We start from the raw sequence: 16,477 nt of genomic DNA, 5'->3' as shown, positions 1-16,477 counted from the left end.
TCATTGCTCTTTACTTGCTTCGTATTCGACCCATTCCGGTTTATACTTCACAACATTTCGTTGATGTTCCTCATAGGTTTCTTCATAAAGAATTTGACCCCGTGGATTTTTATCGCTTGGTGGTCGGGCAAAGAAATAAACATATTTCGTCTTTTTCGGATTAAGGACGGCAAGAATCGAATCTTTACTGACCGTTGAAATCGGACCAATCGGAATACCTTCATACTTGTACGTATTGTATTTCGAATTGTTCTCCAGATCCTTCAATGTCGTCAGTGCTGTGTTTTCTCCTGTACCGTACCAGACCGTTGGATCCGATTGAAGTTTCATCCCGTCGTTGAGGCGATTCGTAAAGACACCGGCAATCTCACGACGATCGTCTGGTGTCGCGGCTTCCCGCTCGACCATCGATCCGAGACTCAACACTTCATGGAAGGTCATGCCTGATTTCTTAATCGCATCGGTGTTCTCATCATAAATCTTTTCCGTCTCATCTAACATCGTTTCGGCAATTTGATTGATACTTTTTCCTTTGTCGAATTCGTATGTCGCCGGGAAGAGGTATCCTTCGAGTGAATAAAGGACTCCCTGTTTCGTCACTTCATCCGTTAACATCGGATACTTGTCAATTAATGTCTTGATATACGCCTCATCCGTCAATGATTTTCGGATCGAGTCAGCTTTAAAACCGGTTGCTTTCGCAATGATGGCAATTTGACGATCCATCGTAATCCCTTCAGGAATCGTAATTTTAACATCTGCTGCTTTCATGATCGTTCCGGTCTTTAACTCATTGATGATTTCATCCGGTGTCATCGCTTGCGTCAATGTGTATGTCCCGGCTTGGAATGACGATTCATTCTTATAGCGGACATAATAGCGGAAAATCGTTTCGTTCGCGATTAAATCTTTTTCCTTGAGAATGCTTGAAATCGTACTTGTTCCGGCGCCTAAGGGAATTTCGACCTTGACGGACTTCGTTGCCTCTTCGTTGACCGGCTCGAGTGAACTCTTTAAAAAGATGTAGATGGCTGCTCCTGCTACTAAGAAAATCGTGAATAATACTGAAAGGATGATTAACGTAATCCGGCGCGATGTCCGGCGACGTTTCTGTTCGATTTCAGCATTTTTCTTCCATTCATTCTCCATCGGTTCCTCCTTCTTCTCTTAAAACAAGGTGATATCGAAAGAGCTACTGCTCTGACGACACCACCTTATACACGAGTCGGTTTAGTCAAGCTCGTCTTCTAATGTATTAAAGACTTCTTCGATTTCATCCCAAGTTTCTGCATCGTCTTCTGCGATCGGAACAAGGTTGAAGTCATCATCACCATCACCATATTCTTCTAACTCATAAACAAAGATGTCGACTTCTTCCGCTTCATCATAATCCGCGCCGACTGGCTCAAGGAAAATATACGTTTTGCTTGAGCGCGGGCTTTCATACCGTAAACGCTCGGCAAATTTAAATTCATTACCTTCTCCATCGGGAATTACGTAATGTGTAGGTTCATTCTGTTGCATCATTCATCCGCTCCTTTAGTGCAGCCTCAAGTTCATCCCAGGTCTGCTCATCGTTTTCATCAATCAGGCTCAATTCAAAATCATCTTCGCCTTCGCCAAACTCGTCGATTTCACAAATGATCAAATCATCTGCGCCCTCTTCCGGATGACCAATCATTTCGAGAAATAGATAGGTCTTGCCGGTTCGCTCACTGACATAACGGTACCATTCTTCGAAAAGATGTTCGCCACCGTCTTCATCAGGAAAGAGATACTGCCGTTTTTCTTCAGACATCTCATTTCCTCCTTATCGATTTGCCCGATCCAAATAAGATTGCAGGATCATGACTGCTGCCATCTTATCGATGACTTGTTTCCGTTTTTTTCGACTGACATCGGCATCGATCAGCATACGTTCTGCCTGCATCGTCGTCAATCTCTCGTCGACAAGAACAGTCGAAAGGCCTGTCTGTGTCTCGATTTCACGCGCGAACGCTTCACTCGCCTCAGCTCTAGGACCAATTGATCCATTCATGTTTTTCGGATGTCCGATGACGATGATTTCGACACCGTATTCCTTAATAATTGCCTCGAGTCGCTTGAAGGCGACCGGATATTCAGGTTCTGTCCATTTAATGGTCTCGATGCCTTGTGCTGTCCAGCCCATCAAATCACTCACCGCAACACCAATCGTCTTCGAACCGACATCAAGTCCGATGGCACGCTTCATTTTTTGTCTCCACTCTCCGATAGATAAGATTTCACGAGTTCTTCCAGTAGTTCATCACGCTCAATCTTTCGGATCATATTACGTGCATCGTTATGACGAGGAATGTAAGCAGGATCACCGGAAAGTAGATATCCGACGATTTGGTTGATCGGATGATAGCCTTTTTCTTCTAAAGCATGATAGACCGTCAGCAATACTTCGCGTGTTGCCGCCTGGCTATCGTCTTCTGGAAAATTAAATTTCATCGTTTGATCCATCTGACTCACGTTAATCACCTCTTTCATTTACACTACTTCTCTATTATGCCAGTGATTGCACGTAATGTGAAGTAAACGCAAGAGCTTCGTTTAATTTTGCTGGATCTTTTCCGCCAGCCTGTGCCATGTCCGGACGGCCGCCACCGCCACCGCCGCAACGCGTCGCTACTTCCTTGATCAGTTTACCGGCATGGTATCCTTGATCAATCAAGTCTTTCGAGACACTTGCAACGAGGTTGACTTTATCTCCCTGCGCGCTGCCGAGGACGATGATTGCCGAACCGAGACTCGACTTCAATTCATCCATCATACCGCGAAGCGCATCCATATCCGAGACGTCGACTTGCTTCGCAAGGACTTGGACTCCATTGATTTGCTCGACATCGTCTTTCAATGATGCTGCTTCAATGTTTGCCAGTTTTGCTTGTAGGGATTCGTGTGCCCGTTCCGTTTCGCGGAGCTGGACTTGAAGTGCTTCAATCCGTCCCGGTACTTCAGTCGTCTTCGTTTTCAGTACGCGTGCTGCCTGCTCGAGTGTCTGCAGATGACCGTTCATCACATGGTATGCTCCAGCGCCTGTGACTGCTTCGATTCGTCGTGTTCCGGCTCCGATTCCTGATTCGGAAACAATCTTGAACAGACCAATTTCTGCCGTATTGCGGACGTGGATTCCGCCACATAGTTCAATGGAATATGTTCCGGCCGAAACGACACGAACCGTCTCACCGTATTTTTCACCAAACAAGGCCATTGCACCTTTTGCTTTCGCATCAGCAATGTTCATCTCTTCAATGTCGACTGCAAGTGATGCCCAAATTGCTTGGTTGACATCCTGTTCGATCGTTGTCAATTCTTCAGCCGTGACTGCTCCGAAGTGCGAGAAGTCGAACCGGAGACGATCTGCCGAAACGAGTGAACCGGCTTGGTTGACGTGTGTCCCGAGTGTATCTTTTAATGCTTTGTGCAACAGGTGGGTTGCCGTATGGTTCTTTGTGATGGCTTGACGTGACGACGCTTCGACTGTTGCATGAACTGTCGCATCTGCCAAAACAATCCCCGTCCGAACAACAACGGTATGCAGGTTTTGACCGTTCGGTGCTTTTTGAACATCTTTGACATCGAGGACAAAATCGGGACCTGTAATGGTTCCTGTGTCCGCCACTTCTCCACCGCTTTCTGCATAAAACGGAGTAATATCAAGCAACAATTGTGCTTCTTCGCCGGCAGCGACTTCTGTCACTCGTTCTCCATCATGCAACAAAGCAATGATTTTAGCATCCGTCTCAAGGTCCGTATAACCAATGAACTGGCTCGGAACAGTCAACGTTGCCAACACTTCTGATTGTTGTTGCATCGAACCGCCGTCTTCGCGGGCAGCACGGGCACGCTTCCGTTGCTCATCCATTGCCCGTTTAAATCCTTCTTCATCGACAGACATCTGATGATCTTCCGCATATTCAACCGTCAATTCGAGCGGGAAACCATACGTATCATACAAACGGAAGGCATCTTCTCCGCTGATGACGTGTTCACCATTCTCCTTCGCTGCTTGTGCCACGGTGTTTAAGATGGCAAGACCATCATGTAACGTCTCGTGGAATCGTTCTTCCTCGTTTTTAATGACACGTTTGATGAAATCTGCTTTTTCCGGAACTTGTGGATAAAAATCGACCATGACGTTACCGACCGTATCAACGAGCTCGTACATGAACGGACGTTCGATTCCGAGCATTTTTGCATAACGGACAGCACGACGAAGCAGGCGGCGTAAGACATAACCGCGTCCTTCGTTCGAAGGCAACGCGCCGTCTCCGATTGCAAAGGCAACCGTCCGGATGTGGTCAGCAATGACTTTGAACGCAACATCGAGTTTCGTGTCTTCACGGTAACGTTTACCGCTGAGTTCTTCTGTCTTGTGGATGATTGGCATGAACAAGTCCGTGTCAAAGTTCGTCGGCACATCTTGCATGACGCTCGCCATCCGCTCAAGACCCATCCCGGTATCGATGTTTTTACGCGGTAATTCTGTGTAATTGCCGTGTCCATCATGATTATATTGACTGAACACGATGTTCCAGATTTCGAGATACCGTTCGTTTTCGCCGCCCGGATACAATTCAGAATCGTTCGGATCGTCGCCGAAAGCCGGTCCACGGTCGAAGAAAATCTCTGTGTTCGGACCTGAAGGACCCTCACCAATTTCCCAGAAGTTATCTTCCAACGGAATGATGCGTTCAGCCGGCACACCAAGTTCGAGCCAGATTTGACGTGCTGCGTCGTCTTCCGGATGAATCGTCACGGAAAGACGGTCCGGATCAAGTCCGTACCACTCGTCACTCGTCAAGAGTTCCCAGCCCCATTTGATTGCATCTTCACGGAAGTAGTCGCCGACAGAAAAGTTTCCAAGCATTTCAAAGAATGTATGGTGACGTGCTGTTTTTCCGACATTTTCGATATCGTTCGTCCGGATTGATTTTTGCGCGTTGACAATCCGCGGATTTTGCGGAATCACTCGTCCATCAAAATATTTTTTTAACGTAGCGACACCCGAATTGATCCACAGTAATGTTGGATCCTCGATTGGAACGAGCGATGCGCTTGGTTCGATTGCATGTCCTTTAGACTGGAAAAAGTCGAGATACATCTGACGGATTTGTGCACCCGTCAACGGTTTTAATGGTTTCATCGAAAATACCCCCATTGATTAATTTGTCCTGAACGCAAAAAAACGATACATTCATCCCTGAAAAGGGACGAAAGCATCGCTTTCGTGGTACCACCCTCGTTCGTAAAGACAGGTGCTCTCTTTACCTCGAAAAATCCGTTAACGGAGATTACCCGCAAGTGTTTACACTCGACTCCGGAAGGAGCTTCAATCGAATCGTCATGAAGATGGTTGCAGCAGATCCATCTCTCTCTGGTCATGAAGATTACGACTTACTTATCTTCCATCAACGTTTTGCGTCCATTCATCTACCGTGATTATTACCTATCTGGTGCATTCAGTCAAGTTTTTGTCATACCGCCGAGCCGTTCAATCAGCCGGGTCCGCCGCCGTGGTTCTTCCTCCTGGGAAGCTTTATAAAAGGCACGGGGATCTCCGAACAACAACAAACTGGCTTTTGCCCGTGTGACGGCCGTATAGATGAGATTACGGGAATGTTTAAAGGCTCCGGTGAAAAAGACAGGCATCAGGACAATCGGAAACTCCGACCCTTGCGCTTTATGAATCGTAATCGCATACGCATGCGTGAATTGATCCCACTCACTCCGGTTGTATTCGACTTCCGTCTGATCGAACCGGGCAATGATTTTATCCACTTTGTCGACATTTTCCTTTGCAAAAAAGATGTTGACGATTTCGCCGATATCTCCGTTGTAGACATTTTCTTCGGCATTATTGACGAGCTGAAGAATCTTGTCTCCGCTCCGGTAAATCCGCGTCCCTTGTTTGACTTCCCGTTTTTTAGGCGCTTCCGGATTATAGACCTGTTGCAGGACGATGTTCAGTTCATCGATCCCTACCTGTCCACGATACGTCGGTGCCAGGATTTGGACATCAAACTTCGAATAACCTTTCGCCAGTGCTTTTTCCGCGAAGGCGGCGATACCGCGTAACGACTCTTGCGGGGCGAGCGAATAAAATCGCCGGTCGGATAACGGAGCAAGCAAGTCAGCTGAAGTGACCCGGTTTTTCAAATCGTGAGCCAGCCGAAGAATCGAGGAATCCTCGGCTTGCCGGTGAACGACATTGAGCCGAACGACCGGAATGCCGTCTGTGTCCATTAAGTCGGCCAGGACTTGTCCCGGTCCGACCGACGGCAGTTGATCACGATCGCCGACAAATAAAATCTTCATCCCATTTGGTACTGCTCGTAGCAAACTCGATAACAGGTAGATATCTATCATCGATGATTCATCAATGATCAAAACCTTGCCTGAGATCGGTTGATCTTCGTCCAATTGAAAATTTGACCCGTCATATTTTAACAAACGATGGATGGTCATCGCCGGAACATCCGTCGCTTCCGACAAGCGTTTTGCCGCTCGTCCGGTCGGGGCGACAAGCACATACGGATAGACCTCACCCGACTTGACCTGACTTTTTTCAAGCGGCCAATCATGAATTTCCTGAAGCGCGTGCAAAATCCCTTTAATGACGGTCGTCTTCCCGGTACCCGGTCCACCCGTCAAGACCATCAACGGTGCTTTGACCGCCAGTTCGATGGCTTCCCGTTGTTGGACGGCATATTCCATACCGAATCGTTCTTCGAGCTGACCGATGGCCGACAGAATCGTCGCGACATCAACTTCCTGTTCCGCTCCGTTCGCCATGACACGGGCCAGTTCCTTTGCCGCCCGAACTTCCGCATAAAAAATCGTCGGCAAATATAAACAGCCTTCTTCAAGTTTGACCTTCTCTTCGGTCAACAACAGTTCGATCGCTTGTTCGAGACGTTCGCCGGGATCTTCTCCAAGCAGACGGGGTGCCCGTTGCAGCAGTGATTCGACGGTTGCAAACGCATGCCCCTCTCCCGCCTCCTGTTCGAGTATATGCATGATGGACGCTGCGACCCGTTCCGGATGCAAGCCGATAAGCCCCAAGTGCGAGGCAATTTGATCGGCTGTCTTAAAACCGATGCCACTGACTTCGTACATTAAAGAATAAGGATTTTCGCGAATTCTCGCCATCGCGTCTCCTTCATATGCCGCATAAATCTTCGCCGCGAGTTTCGGCGTAACATCAAACGGTGCTAAAAAGAGCATCAGTTGATCGACCCCGTATAGTGTCGCCAGGCGACTGAAGATGACATCCGCTTGTTTTTGCTTCAGTCCCGGAACACGGTCAAGCGCCTTGCTGTCTTTTAAGATGATATCGATGGCATCTTCACCAAGAGCATCGACGATATTTTTCGCTGTTTTCGGACCAATGCCGGTAAACGAACCGTTCGTCAAAAAACGGACGGCTGCGTGTTTCGTCATCGGAACCGACCGGCGGATTAACTCTGCTTTTAGTTGTTTACCGAATCGCGGATGATCAATCAATCGTCCGAATGCTTGGTACGTTCCGCCGAGTTCGATTCCGACACCGGTTCCTGTGACGACGAGTTCTGTTTCTTTTAATTCAAAGTTCTTTTCTTTAATTGCCATCAAAACGATGGAATGGGCTTCTTCTTCGGAGGAAAAAAGCACACGTTTAATGCGGCCGACTACTTGATGGGGGTGCTCCATCACTCCACCTGCTTTCTGTCTGAACTCCGTTACGCTGTTCCAATCATAGCATTCGTTTAAGGGATTTTAAATGAGGGAAACATTTCTTGAATCAATAATTGAATGGAGGAACAAATCATGGGACGATTGCCAATTGCCGGATTATGTGAATTAGTGCTGGAAGTGGAAAATATGGAACGGGCTGTTGCCTTCTGGAATGGGACGCTTGGTATTCCGATTGTTGAACAGTGGGCACCGGAAGATGCCGAGCCGAGTCATGAACAGGAAAAGCAGGACGGTGTTTGGGCGACGTGGTTGTATATTGGCGGAAACACCCGTCTCGGCCTTTGGCTCAAACGTGACTTTACAATGGAAGAACGGACAGTCAAACACCTTCCTGTCACAGAGTGGGACAGTTTGTACGATGAAGGCGGAGTCCATGTCCATTGCGCCTTTTATGTCGAGAAAAATGAATTCACAGAAGCCCTTGATCTGTTGCGTACTGCTTCAATTGATGTCAAAATTCGTGAATGGGATGAACAGGAGACATCGAATGATAAGGAATACTCCGCTTACTTTAAAGATACGGAACAAAATGTCATCGAACTGTATACGAAAAACATGGACGAAGCGTATGAAGACTTTTCCGGTCCACCGTTACGGATTGTACGTGAAGTCGGACATTGACGAAAAAAGCGTTGCGAAACCGGGATGTTCATCGGTCGCAACGCTTTTTTTAGTTCAATAAGGCATCCATCTTCGCTTTCGCATCCTGTGCCATCGTATGGTTCGGCTGATAGGCAAGAACAGTTTCAAGTTCCGTGTAACATGCTTCCTGCTGACCTAAAAAAGCCAGTGCAATGGCATAGTTATAACGGGCATCCGTGTGTGTCTCTTCCAGCAATAAGACCTGCTCGAAGATTTCAGCCGCTTCTTCAATCTGTTCGTTCTGAGCAAGGGCAAGACCGTACTGGAAGGCGATTTCAACATCTACCCCGTTCAGTTCCGTCGCTTGCTTCAAACGCGGAATTCCCCGGACCGGATCACCGAGCTTTTGATATGTCAGACCGAGCATGAAATGAAGATCCGCGTCATCGAGTCCATGTAACAAGGCAAGGCGCAATGATTCTTCGGCTTCCACCAGTAAATCCGCCGAGAAATATAATGCCCCTTTGGCATAGTGGGCACTGGCAAACGCTGGATCAATCGTCAATGCCTTATCGTAAAACCGGAGTGCCCGATCAGCATCGTCCATTGATTGGAGCAATGTCCCTAAATTGACGTAACCCGTCGGATCATTTGGTTGTTCTTCGATGGCATCGTTAAAAGCTTGAGCCGCCAGTTCATAATTCCCGGACTCCAGATGTCGGAACCCGACTTCGTTGTAGTTCATTTCATTCTCTCCCTTACGCAAGATACGTTAACTGTTTGCCGGCTTTGTATGCATCGTCAATCGTCGCCCCGCCAAGACAGATGTCTCCGTCATAGAAAACGACTGCTTGTCCCGGTGTGATCGCCCGTTGCCGTTCGTCGAACGCGACGTCTAACCGTCCGCCGTCCAAAATACGAACCGTCACAGGTGTATCCGTTTGACGGTAACGGAACTTCGCTGTACAACGGAATTCTGTCCCGACCGGCATCGTTGCCGTCCAGCTGATATCAGACGCATATAATCCTTCTGAATAAAGCAATTCATTATGGAATCCCTGCTCCACGAACAGGATATTCTCTTTGAGGTTTTTCCCGACGACGAACCATGGTTCTCCGTCTCCACCAATCCCGAGACCGTGGCGTTGTCCCATCGTGTAATACATCAGACCGTCATGCCGCCCCATCGTTGTCCCGTCAAGTGTCCGCATTTCACCCGGTTGCGCCGGCAGATACTGACTGAGGAATTGTTTGAAATTCCGTTCCCCGATGAAACAAATACCGGTCGAATCCTTTTTCTTCGCCGTCGCGAGGTTCGCTTCTTCGGCGATTTTCCGCACTTCTGATTTTTCCATGTGTCCAATCGGGAACATCGCTTTAGCGATTTGATCCTGCGACAGTTGGTTCAAGAAATACGTTTGATCTTTGTTTGTATCGACGCCGCGTAATAATTTATGCTCACCGTCTTCATATACAGCCCGTGCATAATGGCCCGTCGCAACAAAATCTGCCCCTAAGCGCATCGCATGGTCAAGAAATGCTTTAAATTTAATTTCTTTATTACACATGACATCCGGATTCGGTGTCCGGCCTAGTTTGTATTCATCCAAGAAGTACGTAAAGACTTTGTCCCAGTACTCTTTTTCGAAATTGACTGCGTAATACGGAATGCCGATTTGATTGGCGACGGCGATGACATCTTCGTAATCTTCCGTTGCTGTACAAAATCCGTTTTCGTCGGTATCGTCCCAGTTCTTCATGAAGATTCCGATGACGTTGTACCCTTGTTGTTTTAATAAATAAGCCGTAACGGACGAATCGACACCGCCGGACATCCCGACGACGACCGTTGTTTCCTCCGGTGCTTTAGCGCGTGTATTCATTATTTTCACCTCTTAATTGTTCTGAAACGATTTTACGACATCTATCAGGCCTTGTGCGAGCAGTTCGACTTGTGACACGTCGTTTCCCCGGCCAAAGCTGATCCGGACCGATTGTTTCGTCCGTGGATTTTCACCGTACATCGCTGACAAGACATGCGACGGCTCAACCGATCCTGCCGTACAGGCACTTCCGCTTGAAACGGCAATCCCTCGCATGTCGAGCATAATTAAAAACGGCTCAATTTCGACGTTTGGGAAATACAGGTTGAGGACTTGCGGCAAGCCTTCCGCCCCGTTGACTTCAAAATCAATCGTTGAGGTTCGCAACCGTTCGAGCAAGATCGTCCGTAACAGCTGGTACTGTCGAGTCTGCTCTTCCCGCTCCGCTACCGTCAGTTGGACAGCTTCCGCAAACCCGACGATTCCGGCGACGTTTTCCGTTCCGGCACGACGCTTGCGTTCTTGTTCCCCACCATACGATTGAGGCGCTAACTTGATAGCAGACCGGACATATAATAATCCGACGCCTTTTGGTCCATTGATTTTATGACCCGATGCCGACAGCAGATCGATGTGCATCGCTTCTACATCGATGGGCGACTTCGCAAATACTTGAACAGCATCCGTATGGAACACAATCTGTTGTTCCCGCAGGAAACGACCGCATGCCGCAATCGGCTGGACCGTTCCGACTTCGTTATTCCCGAACATCATCGATACTAAAATCGTATCCGGTCGAACGGCTGCACGCAAAGCCTCTTCCGTCACGATGCCCGACTCCGGAATATCAAGATACGTCACGTCAAATCCACGTTTCTCCAGTTCCTCGAAAGCATGAAGTACGGCATGGTGCTCAAATCGCGTTGTGATGACATGACGTCCTTTCGATTGATACTGGATGGCCGCACCGAGGATGGCATAGTTATCGGATTCCGTGCCACCGCTCGTAAAGATGATTTCCGTCGGTTTGGCGTTTAATTCCGTCGCCATCACCCGTCGTGCCGTGTCAATCGCAGCCCGCCCTGTTCGTCCGAATGCATGGACACTTGACGGATTTCCGAATTGTTCCAGCATATATGGTGTCATCTTCTCGAGCACTTCGGGGCGCATCGGCGTCGTTGCAGCGTGATCAAAATACATCATCGTTTTTCACCTCTCATATATAAAACATATAACCTGTATCGTCTTCTTCCGCTAAATCCTTTAATGTCGTCGTATCAAGTACTTGATCGACGGCACTTTGAATTTTATCCCACAATTTCCGTTTCGTCACTTCATCACAATTGTCGCCTTCGACGACGACAAGCGGACCTTCGAGCAGACGGATGATATCCCCTGCGGTAATGTCTTCGGCTGAACGGCCTAATTTATATCCACCGTATGCTCCGCGGACACTTTTGACGAGACCGCCATTTCGGAGCGGGGCAATCAATTGCTCCAGGTAGTGCTCGGACAGATCATACATCTGGGCAATTTTTTTTAAAGACAATGGCTTTGCCTCGCCTCCTTTGGCGAGTGCAATCATGATTGTCAGACCATAACGGCCTTTTGTCGAGATTTTCATCATGCGAAAAGACATCCTTTCTAGTATAGTAGTAGCTAAAAGTTGAAAGAAGGAACGCTACCTATGGCTAATTTATTTGAATCACATTCTCCGGCCGGGCCGCTCGCCAATCGGATGCGCCCTCAATCACTGGATGAAATCGTTGGCCAACGCCATTTGATTGGAGAATCGACCCTGTTACGCCGGGCTATTCTCGCCGACCGGCTCGGAACCGTTATTTTTTACGGACCCCCGGGAACCGGAAAAACGACGCTCGCCCGTGTCATTTCCAGTTATACGAAATCAGCGTTTGAACAGTTGAATGCCGTCACGGCAAAACTGGATCAGTTGCGTGAAGTCTTAAAAGCAGCGGAATCCCGTTTGCAGTTTGACCAACAAAAAACCATTTTATTTTTAGATGAGATCCACCGTTTCAATAAAATGCAGCAGGATGCCTTACTGCCGGCCCTCGAAGCCGGAACAATCACGTTGATTGGCGCAACGACGGAAAACCCAAGTTTTGAAGTCAATGCTGCCCTGTTATCCAGGGCGACTGTTTTCCGGTTCGAGACACCGACGACAGACGATTTGCGCGTTGTTCTGCACCGGACTTTAGAAGACCCGGACCGCGGTCTCGGCAAGTATCCGGTCACTGTCACCGAGGAGGCCGTCGAGCATTATGTGAAGCTTTCGGACGGTGACTACCGGGCACTGCTCAACGCACTCGAACTCGCCGTTCTGACAACACCGGAAATTGACGGTGAAATCACGATTGACCTTGCTGTAGCCGAAGAATCGATTCAGCAAAAAGCGTTGAAATACGATAAAGACGGAGACCGGCATTACGATGTCATCTCGGCCTTCATCAAGTCGATTCGCGGCTCGGATCCCGACGCTGCCCTTTACTGGCTTGCTGTCATGATTGAAGCCGGGGAAAGCCCACGCTTCATCGTTCGTCGCCTCTACGTCCATGCAGCAGAAGACATCGGATTATCCGATCCGCAAGCGCTACTGATCGTTGATGCGTGTGCCCGGGCCTGTGAGTACATCGGATTTCCGGAGGCACGGATTCCGCTCGCTGAAACTGTGCTGTATCTCGCGACCGCACCGAAATCAAACACTGTCATTACAGCGATTGATCAGGCACTTGAACTCGTCCGTCGATCAGATGGCGGTCCGGTTCCTCCGCATTTACGAGATGCACATCATGCTGGGGCCGCAGCACTCGGCAATGGTGTCGAATATCAGTATCCGCACCAGTTTCCCCATGCGTATGTCAAACAGAACTATTGGCCGGAGAACCTGGCACGAACCAAACCGATTTTTTATAAGCCGAGTCCACGCGGATTTGAAAAACAATTACAGGCACGGCTCGATTTTTGGAAAAAACAACCGTAAACGATTAGAAAAAGCGACCTGCTGAGGTCGCTTTTTTAACGGACACGTTCGATGATGACGCCAGCTTCCCGGACAATCTCATTGATGACATAACTTGCCGCAATCAATCCACCAACCGATGGAACAAACGCGTTTGAACTCGGCGGCATTTTAGCTTTCCGAATAAACGCCTCATCGTTACCGACGACTTGACGGACTTCTTCGATGATTTTGACCGGTGGTTCATCTGAAAAGACGACGGGGACTCCTTTATGGATTCCTTCCTTACGCAGACGCGTCCGGATCACTTTTGCAAGCGGATCGTAACTCGTATCTTTAATATCAACGATCTTGATTCGTGTCGGATCCATCTTGTTTGCCATTCCCATACTCGAGATGATTGGAATCTGACGTTGTTTACACTCTTTAATCAAATGAATCTTAAACGATACTGTATCCGAAGCATCAATCACATAATCCGGATTTTCTGCAAAAAAGGCTTCGTACGTTTCTTCGTTGTAGAACATTTTCAAGCGGACAATTTCTAAATCCGGATTAATTTGCATCAAACGATCCGCCATGGCATCGACTTTCGGTTGACCGACTGTCGGTAACAAGGCATGGATCTGACGGTTGACGTTTGTGATATCGATATCATCTTTATCAACAAGAATCAAACGGCCGACGCCGCTGCGGGCCAGGGCTTCCGCTGAAAACGAGCCGACGCCGCCGATTCCTAAAATCGCAACAGACTTGGATGCCAATGCGTCAAGTCCGGTCTTACCGATTGCTAATTCATTACGTGAAAATTGATTTAACATCTCATAACCTCACAATACTCATACTGTTTTACTCGGAATTATATCATAAAAAAAAACGTCATGCGACGTATGGTGTGATTCATCTAAAAAAAGAAACGATGGGACCCGAAGTGCCGTGTCGATACCTTATTTTTGAACCTGCTGCGCAGGTGGGTGTCTTATCCGATTCCTATTCGTACGTCCTCCTGCTGTGTTACGAGGCATGTACTACTAGTTGGAACGTCAAACTCCCTATCAAAAAAGAGTGGCTCAAAGATAAAAGGCGGCTCTCGTACATCTCAGGAACCCCATCTGTTGCATTTAATATAGCATTCCCCTTATCGAAATGCAACTGGTTCTGACTCTTAAAATTTGGTCATTTTTCAGTCGTTTCGCTTGACATCCAGCGTCGGATAAATGCTTTGGCCGGATCATATTTTTGTTGTTGAAATTCAGGATTAAACCGGGGTGTCCGGGTCGCATTTCCGACTCCTGCGATATACGCCCAGTTCCCGTAATTGGAGGCGACATCATAATCAATCAGCTGCTGTTCAAAGTATCGCGCGCCGATCCGCCAATCCTGATTTAAATCATGAATCAGATAACTGGCCGTAATCTGACGTCCACGGTTCGACATCCAACCGGTCTCCTTGATTTCCCGCATGAAGGCATCAACAAACGGTTCGCCCGTCTCGCCGGCGATCCAGCAATCAATCGCCGCTTGATCCGTCTTCCACGTCATATGCCCGTCCCGTAATCCATTAGAACGAAACAGCCGGTGTCCCGTCTCGCGCATCGTCAAATGGAAAAAGTCGCGCCATAACAATTCGAAATACAACCAGTATGTCGATTCATTAGCGCCGTGTTCCCGTTCGGTCCGTTGAAGTTCTGCCATGACCCGTCGCGGGGACAGCGAACCGTTTGCCAGCCAGGCGGATAATTTCGAAGAGTCATCGACGTCAAATCCGTTTCGTGTTTCTTTATAGGTAAAGACAGGACCTTCCAAGTAAGCAGCCAAGCGATTACGTCCTGCCGTTTCCCCTCCCGCAAACGGGAATGCCGTTCGAGAATCCACCGTTTGCTTACCGGGTGGTTCAATATACCGAACTTCCTCCGGTGCTTCGATTGGATCCGCAAAGCGGCCGTCATGCTCAACTCTTTTCCGGAATGCCGTGAAGACACGTTTCAGTTCGTCACTGCCGATATCTTCCCGGAGATGGAGCGTTTGGGTCTCGTACATCCGCGTGGTAAAACGCTTCTGTACTTCGTTTTCCTGTCGTGCTTCGTATTCACCCGTCATCCGGTGAAAATAAACGACGTCATCCGGTTGAACAAACGATGTCAGTTGTTCGACTGTCTCCCCTTGTAAAATCGTCAGTTCGACGCCGAGTTGTGCCAAGTGTTCCCGCAAGGACTGAAGCGTTTCCTGTTCAAACCTTACTTGCTGTTTTCCACGGTCTCCAGATTCCTGCTGGATAAATACTGCACGGACCGTATTTTGTTCGTTGCATGCACGCATCAATGCTTCATGATCGTCGACCCGCAAATCTTTTCGATACCATACGACTCCTGCCACGTCATCAGCTCCTTTCTCTTTTCTACCCGTACTATCTCAATCTTATTTCCTTTCGCAAAGAACCGATGTGCCGGAAAGGTTTTAACTTTTTGTTTTCGTGGAATATGATTAGTACAACTTACTAAGGAGTGAATTATTTCATGGCTGCTAAAAAAGGTAAATTAAGAACATTAATCACACTTGCTACGACGGTCGGACCAATCGTCTACAAATTTTATAAAAAACAGCAATCTAAAAAATCAATCAATACACCAAAACGATAAAACAGCAAAACGTGCTTCTCTTTTTTGAGAAACACGTTTTTTTTTTGCAAAAGATGTGTCCATCAGCGACACGTCTGTTTGTCATTCCGTTTATTTTTTACTGACCCCGGTGCTTCCCGCCTCATAAAACCGCCACGGATAGGCTGTCGCTTCTCCTGCATTCGGAATCCCGATCCGGGTTGTCTGGACGACTTCAGTGACTGGACCGGCTTCAATCTGAAAACGGTGATCCGTATAGAGATCGGTTCCGGAATCTTCTGTCATCAACCCGAACGCTTGGCATAATTTAGCGGGACCGTTAACGAGGTTTTTTTGCTCGGTTTTCGTCAGGTCCGCATACATTTTTCCAAAACGGCGGCTTGCAACGAGATCATGTCCGTGGACGACTTCCGCTCCGCGCAACAAAATTCCGTATCCTTCCCCAACCTCCCCGCAGACGATATTCAAACAATGATGCATGCCGTAGGTAAAATATACATAAATATGACCGGCTGGTCCAAACATCGGTGCCGTCCGTTTCGTTGGTCGTCCACTGTAAGAATGGGCGGCTTGATCGTGCGGTCCGAGATATGCTTCCACTTCGACAATCCGCATCGTGACCTCATCAACCGTCAACAGACTCCCTAACAGTTCCGGCGCCACCTCAACCGGTGACCGTTCAAAAAAAGTGCGCTCCATCACGAATC

Annotated in this window: 17 protein-coding genes, 1 other RNA gene and 1 other annotated feature; of the genes, 3 read left to right on the top strand and 15 right to left on the bottom strand. The window is 48.1% G+C overall.

Translation table 11 applies throughout. The features are described 5' to 3' along the window. The 7 genes from mltG to recD2 form a co-directional block, all read right to left on the bottom strand. Entirely contained in the window at positions 1–1,149 is a 1,149-nt protein-coding gene (gene mltG, locus DVG79_RS02710) for an endolytic transglycosylase MltG (RefSeq protein ID WP_114595354.1), read from the bottom strand. 81 nt (positions 1,150–1,230) lie between these two features. Beyond that, entirely contained in the window at positions 1,231–1,527 is a 297-nt protein-coding gene (locus tag DVG79_RS02705; RefSeq protein WP_233494510.1) for a DUF1292 domain-containing protein, read from the bottom strand. Continuing rightward, a complete protein-coding gene (locus DVG79_RS02700; RefSeq protein WP_012370940.1) occupies positions 1,511–1,798 on the bottom strand; it encodes a DUF1292 domain-containing protein in 288 nt (95 codons plus the stop codon). The genes DVG79_RS02705 and DVG79_RS02700 overlap by 17 nt, the downstream gene beginning before the upstream one ends. 12 nt (positions 1,799–1,810) lie before the next feature. After that, positions 1,811–2,233 (bottom strand): Holliday junction resolvase RuvX, encoded by a 423-nt coding sequence (gene ruvX / locus DVG79_RS02695; RefSeq protein WP_026827847.1) that lies wholly within the window; start codon positions 2,231–2,233, stop codon positions 1,811–1,813. Next, on the bottom strand, positions 2,230–2,499 hold the full coding sequence (locus tag DVG79_RS02690) for an IreB family regulatory phosphoprotein (protein ID WP_026827846.1): 270 nt from the start codon (positions 2,497–2,499) through the stop codon (positions 2,230–2,232). The genes ruvX and DVG79_RS02690 overlap by 4 nt, the downstream gene beginning before the upstream one ends. 34 nt (positions 2,500–2,533) lie before the next feature. After that, the gene (gene alaS / locus DVG79_RS02685) at positions 2,534–5,176 is read right to left on the bottom strand and encodes an alanine--tRNA ligase (RefSeq protein ID WP_114595353.1); all 2,643 of its coding nucleotides are present in this window, start codon (positions 5,174–5,176) and stop codon (positions 2,534–2,536) included. A gap of 60 nt (positions 5,177–5,236) precedes the next feature. Then, positions 5,237–5,454 (bottom strand) — a binding site (T-box leader). Between the two features lie 42 nt (positions 5,455–5,496). Then, the gene (recD2, locus tag DVG79_RS02680) at positions 5,497–7,722 is read right to left on the bottom strand and encodes an SF1B family DNA helicase RecD2 (RefSeq protein WP_114595352.1); all 2,226 of its coding nucleotides are present in this window, start codon (positions 7,720–7,722) and stop codon (positions 5,497–5,499) included. A gap of 117 nt (positions 7,723–7,839) precedes the next feature. Here recD2 and DVG79_RS02675 point away from each other — a divergent pair, with 117 nt between their 5' ends. Continuing rightward, the gene (locus tag DVG79_RS02675) at positions 7,840–8,388 is read left to right on the top strand and encodes a VOC family protein (RefSeq protein WP_114595351.1); all 549 of its coding nucleotides are present in this window, start codon (positions 7,840–7,842) and stop codon (positions 8,386–8,388) included. Between the two features lie 49 nt (positions 8,389–8,437). Here DVG79_RS02675 and DVG79_RS02670 read toward each other — a convergent pair whose 3' ends face one another. The 4 genes from DVG79_RS02670 to cymR are packed head-to-tail and all read right to left on the bottom strand — an operon-like array spanning position 8,438 to position 11,796. Further along, positions 8,438–9,094 (bottom strand): tetratricopeptide repeat protein, encoded by a 657-nt coding sequence (locus tag DVG79_RS02670; protein ID WP_114595350.1) that lies wholly within the window; start codon positions 9,092–9,094, stop codon positions 8,438–8,440. Positions 9,095–9,107: 13 nt separating this feature from the next. Next, complete coding sequence (gene mnmA, locus DVG79_RS02665) at positions 9,108–10,232, bottom strand: tRNA 2-thiouridine(34) synthase MnmA (protein ID WP_114595349.1); 1,125 nt, start codon at positions 10,230–10,232, stop codon at positions 9,108–9,110. Between the two features lie 12 nt (positions 10,233–10,244). Then, on the bottom strand, positions 10,245–11,375 hold the full coding sequence (locus tag DVG79_RS02660; RefSeq protein WP_114595348.1) for a cysteine desulfurase family protein: 1,131 nt from the start codon (positions 11,373–11,375) through the stop codon (positions 10,245–10,247). Positions 11,376–11,388: 13 nt separating this feature from the next. Continuing rightward, the gene (gene cymR / locus DVG79_RS02655; RefSeq protein ID WP_026827839.1) at positions 11,389–11,796 is read right to left on the bottom strand and encodes a cysteine metabolism transcriptional regulator CymR; all 408 of its coding nucleotides are present in this window, start codon (positions 11,794–11,796) and stop codon (positions 11,389–11,391) included. 63 nt (positions 11,797–11,859) lie between these two features. Between cymR and DVG79_RS02650 the strand changes: the two genes are divergently transcribed. Further along, on the top strand, positions 11,860–13,173 hold the full coding sequence (locus tag DVG79_RS02650; RefSeq protein ID WP_114595347.1) for a replication-associated recombination protein A: 1,314 nt from the start codon (positions 11,860–11,862) through the stop codon (positions 13,171–13,173). Between the two features lie 35 nt (positions 13,174–13,208). On the opposite strand, the gene DVG79_RS02645 is transcribed toward DVG79_RS02650, so the two are convergent. The 3 genes from DVG79_RS02645 to DVG79_RS02635 form a co-directional block, all read right to left on the bottom strand. Further along, a complete protein-coding gene (locus tag DVG79_RS02645) occupies positions 13,209–13,973 on the bottom strand; it encodes a tRNA threonylcarbamoyladenosine dehydratase (protein ID WP_114595346.1) in 765 nt (254 codons plus the stop codon). 98 nt (positions 13,974–14,071) lie between these two features. After that, positions 14,072–14,261, bottom strand: a non-coding RNA gene (gene ssrS / locus DVG79_RS02640) — 6S RNA. Positions 14,262–14,328: 67 nt separating this feature from the next. Next, positions 14,329–15,528, bottom strand: a complete 1,200-nt coding sequence (locus tag DVG79_RS02635; RefSeq protein WP_114595345.1) for a DASH family cryptochrome — start codon at positions 15,526–15,528, stop codon at positions 14,329–14,331. Positions 15,529–15,668: 140 nt separating this feature from the next. On the opposite strand from DVG79_RS02635, the gene DVG79_RS16285 reads away from it, so the two are divergent. Further along, positions 15,669–15,791, top strand: a complete 123-nt coding sequence (locus DVG79_RS16285; RefSeq protein WP_012370953.1) for a hypothetical protein — start codon at positions 15,669–15,671, stop codon at positions 15,789–15,791. A 90-nt stretch (positions 15,792–15,881) separates the two neighbouring features. Here the strand turns inward: DVG79_RS16285 and DVG79_RS02630 are convergent, their stop codons facing one another. After that, entirely contained in the window at positions 15,882–16,469 is a 588-nt protein-coding gene (locus tag DVG79_RS02630; protein WP_114595344.1) for a DNA-3-methyladenine glycosylase, read from the bottom strand. Between the last annotated feature and the right edge of the window lie 8 nt (positions 16,470–16,477).

The sequence above is a fragment of the Exiguobacterium sp. RIT594 genome (genome assembly GCF_003339585.1).
In the GTDB taxonomy this organism is placed as follows: domain Bacteria; phylum Bacillota; class Bacilli; order Exiguobacteriales; family Exiguobacteriaceae; genus Exiguobacterium_A.
Note: the sequence above shows the minus strand (reverse complement) of the source record. Positions and strands in the feature narration are given on the sequence as shown.

Coding starts and splice junctions, on each gene's coding strand:
- recD2 (WP_114595352.1), bottom strand. CDS start 7,722: ATGGAGCACCCCCATCAAGTAGTCGGCCGCATTAAACGTGTGCTTTTT.
- DVG79_RS02705 (WP_233494510.1), bottom strand. CDS start 1,527: ATGATGCAACAGAATGAACCTACACATTACGTAATTCCCGATGGAGAA.
- DVG79_RS16285 (WP_012370953.1), top strand. CDS start 15,669: ATGGCTGCTAAAAAAGGTAAATTAAGAACATTAATCACACTTGCTACG.
- ruvX (WP_026827847.1), bottom strand. CDS start 2,233: ATGAAGCGTGCCATCGGACTTGATGTCGGTTCGAAGACGATTGGTGTT.
- DVG79_RS02660 (WP_114595348.1), bottom strand. CDS start 11,375: ATGATGTATTTTGATCACGCTGCAACGACGCCGATGCGCCCCGAAGTG.
- mltG (WP_114595354.1), bottom strand. CDS start 1,149: ATGGAGAATGAATGGAAGAAAAATGCTGAAATCGAACAGAAACGTCGC.
- DVG79_RS02645 (WP_114595346.1), bottom strand. CDS start 13,973: ATGTTAAATCAATTTTCACGTAATGAATTAGCAATCGGTAAGACCGGA.
- mnmA (WP_114595349.1), bottom strand. CDS start 10,232: ATGAATACACGCGCTAAAGCACCGGAGGAAACAACGGTCGTCGTCGGG.
- cymR (WP_026827839.1), bottom strand. CDS start 11,796: ATGAAAATCTCGACAAAAGGCCGTTATGGTCTGACAATCATGATTGCA.
- DVG79_RS02700 (WP_012370940.1), bottom strand. CDS start 1,798: ATGTCTGAAGAAAAACGGCAGTATCTCTTTCCTGATGAAGACGGTGGC.
- DVG79_RS02650 (WP_114595347.1), top strand. CDS start 11,860: ATGGCTAATTTATTTGAATCACATTCTCCGGCCGGGCCGCTCGCCAAT.
- alaS (WP_114595353.1), bottom strand. CDS start 5,176: ATGAAACCATTAAAACCGTTGACGGGTGCACAAATCCGTCAGATGTAT.
- DVG79_RS02670 (WP_114595350.1), bottom strand. CDS start 9,094: ATGAACTACAACGAAGTCGGGTTCCGACATCTGGAGTCCGGGAATTAT.
- DVG79_RS02630 (WP_114595344.1), bottom strand. CDS start 16,469: ATGGAGCGCACTTTTTTTGAACGGTCACCGGTTGAGGTGGCGCCGGAA.
- DVG79_RS02675 (WP_114595351.1), top strand. CDS start 7,840: ATGGGACGATTGCCAATTGCCGGATTATGTGAATTAGTGCTGGAAGTG.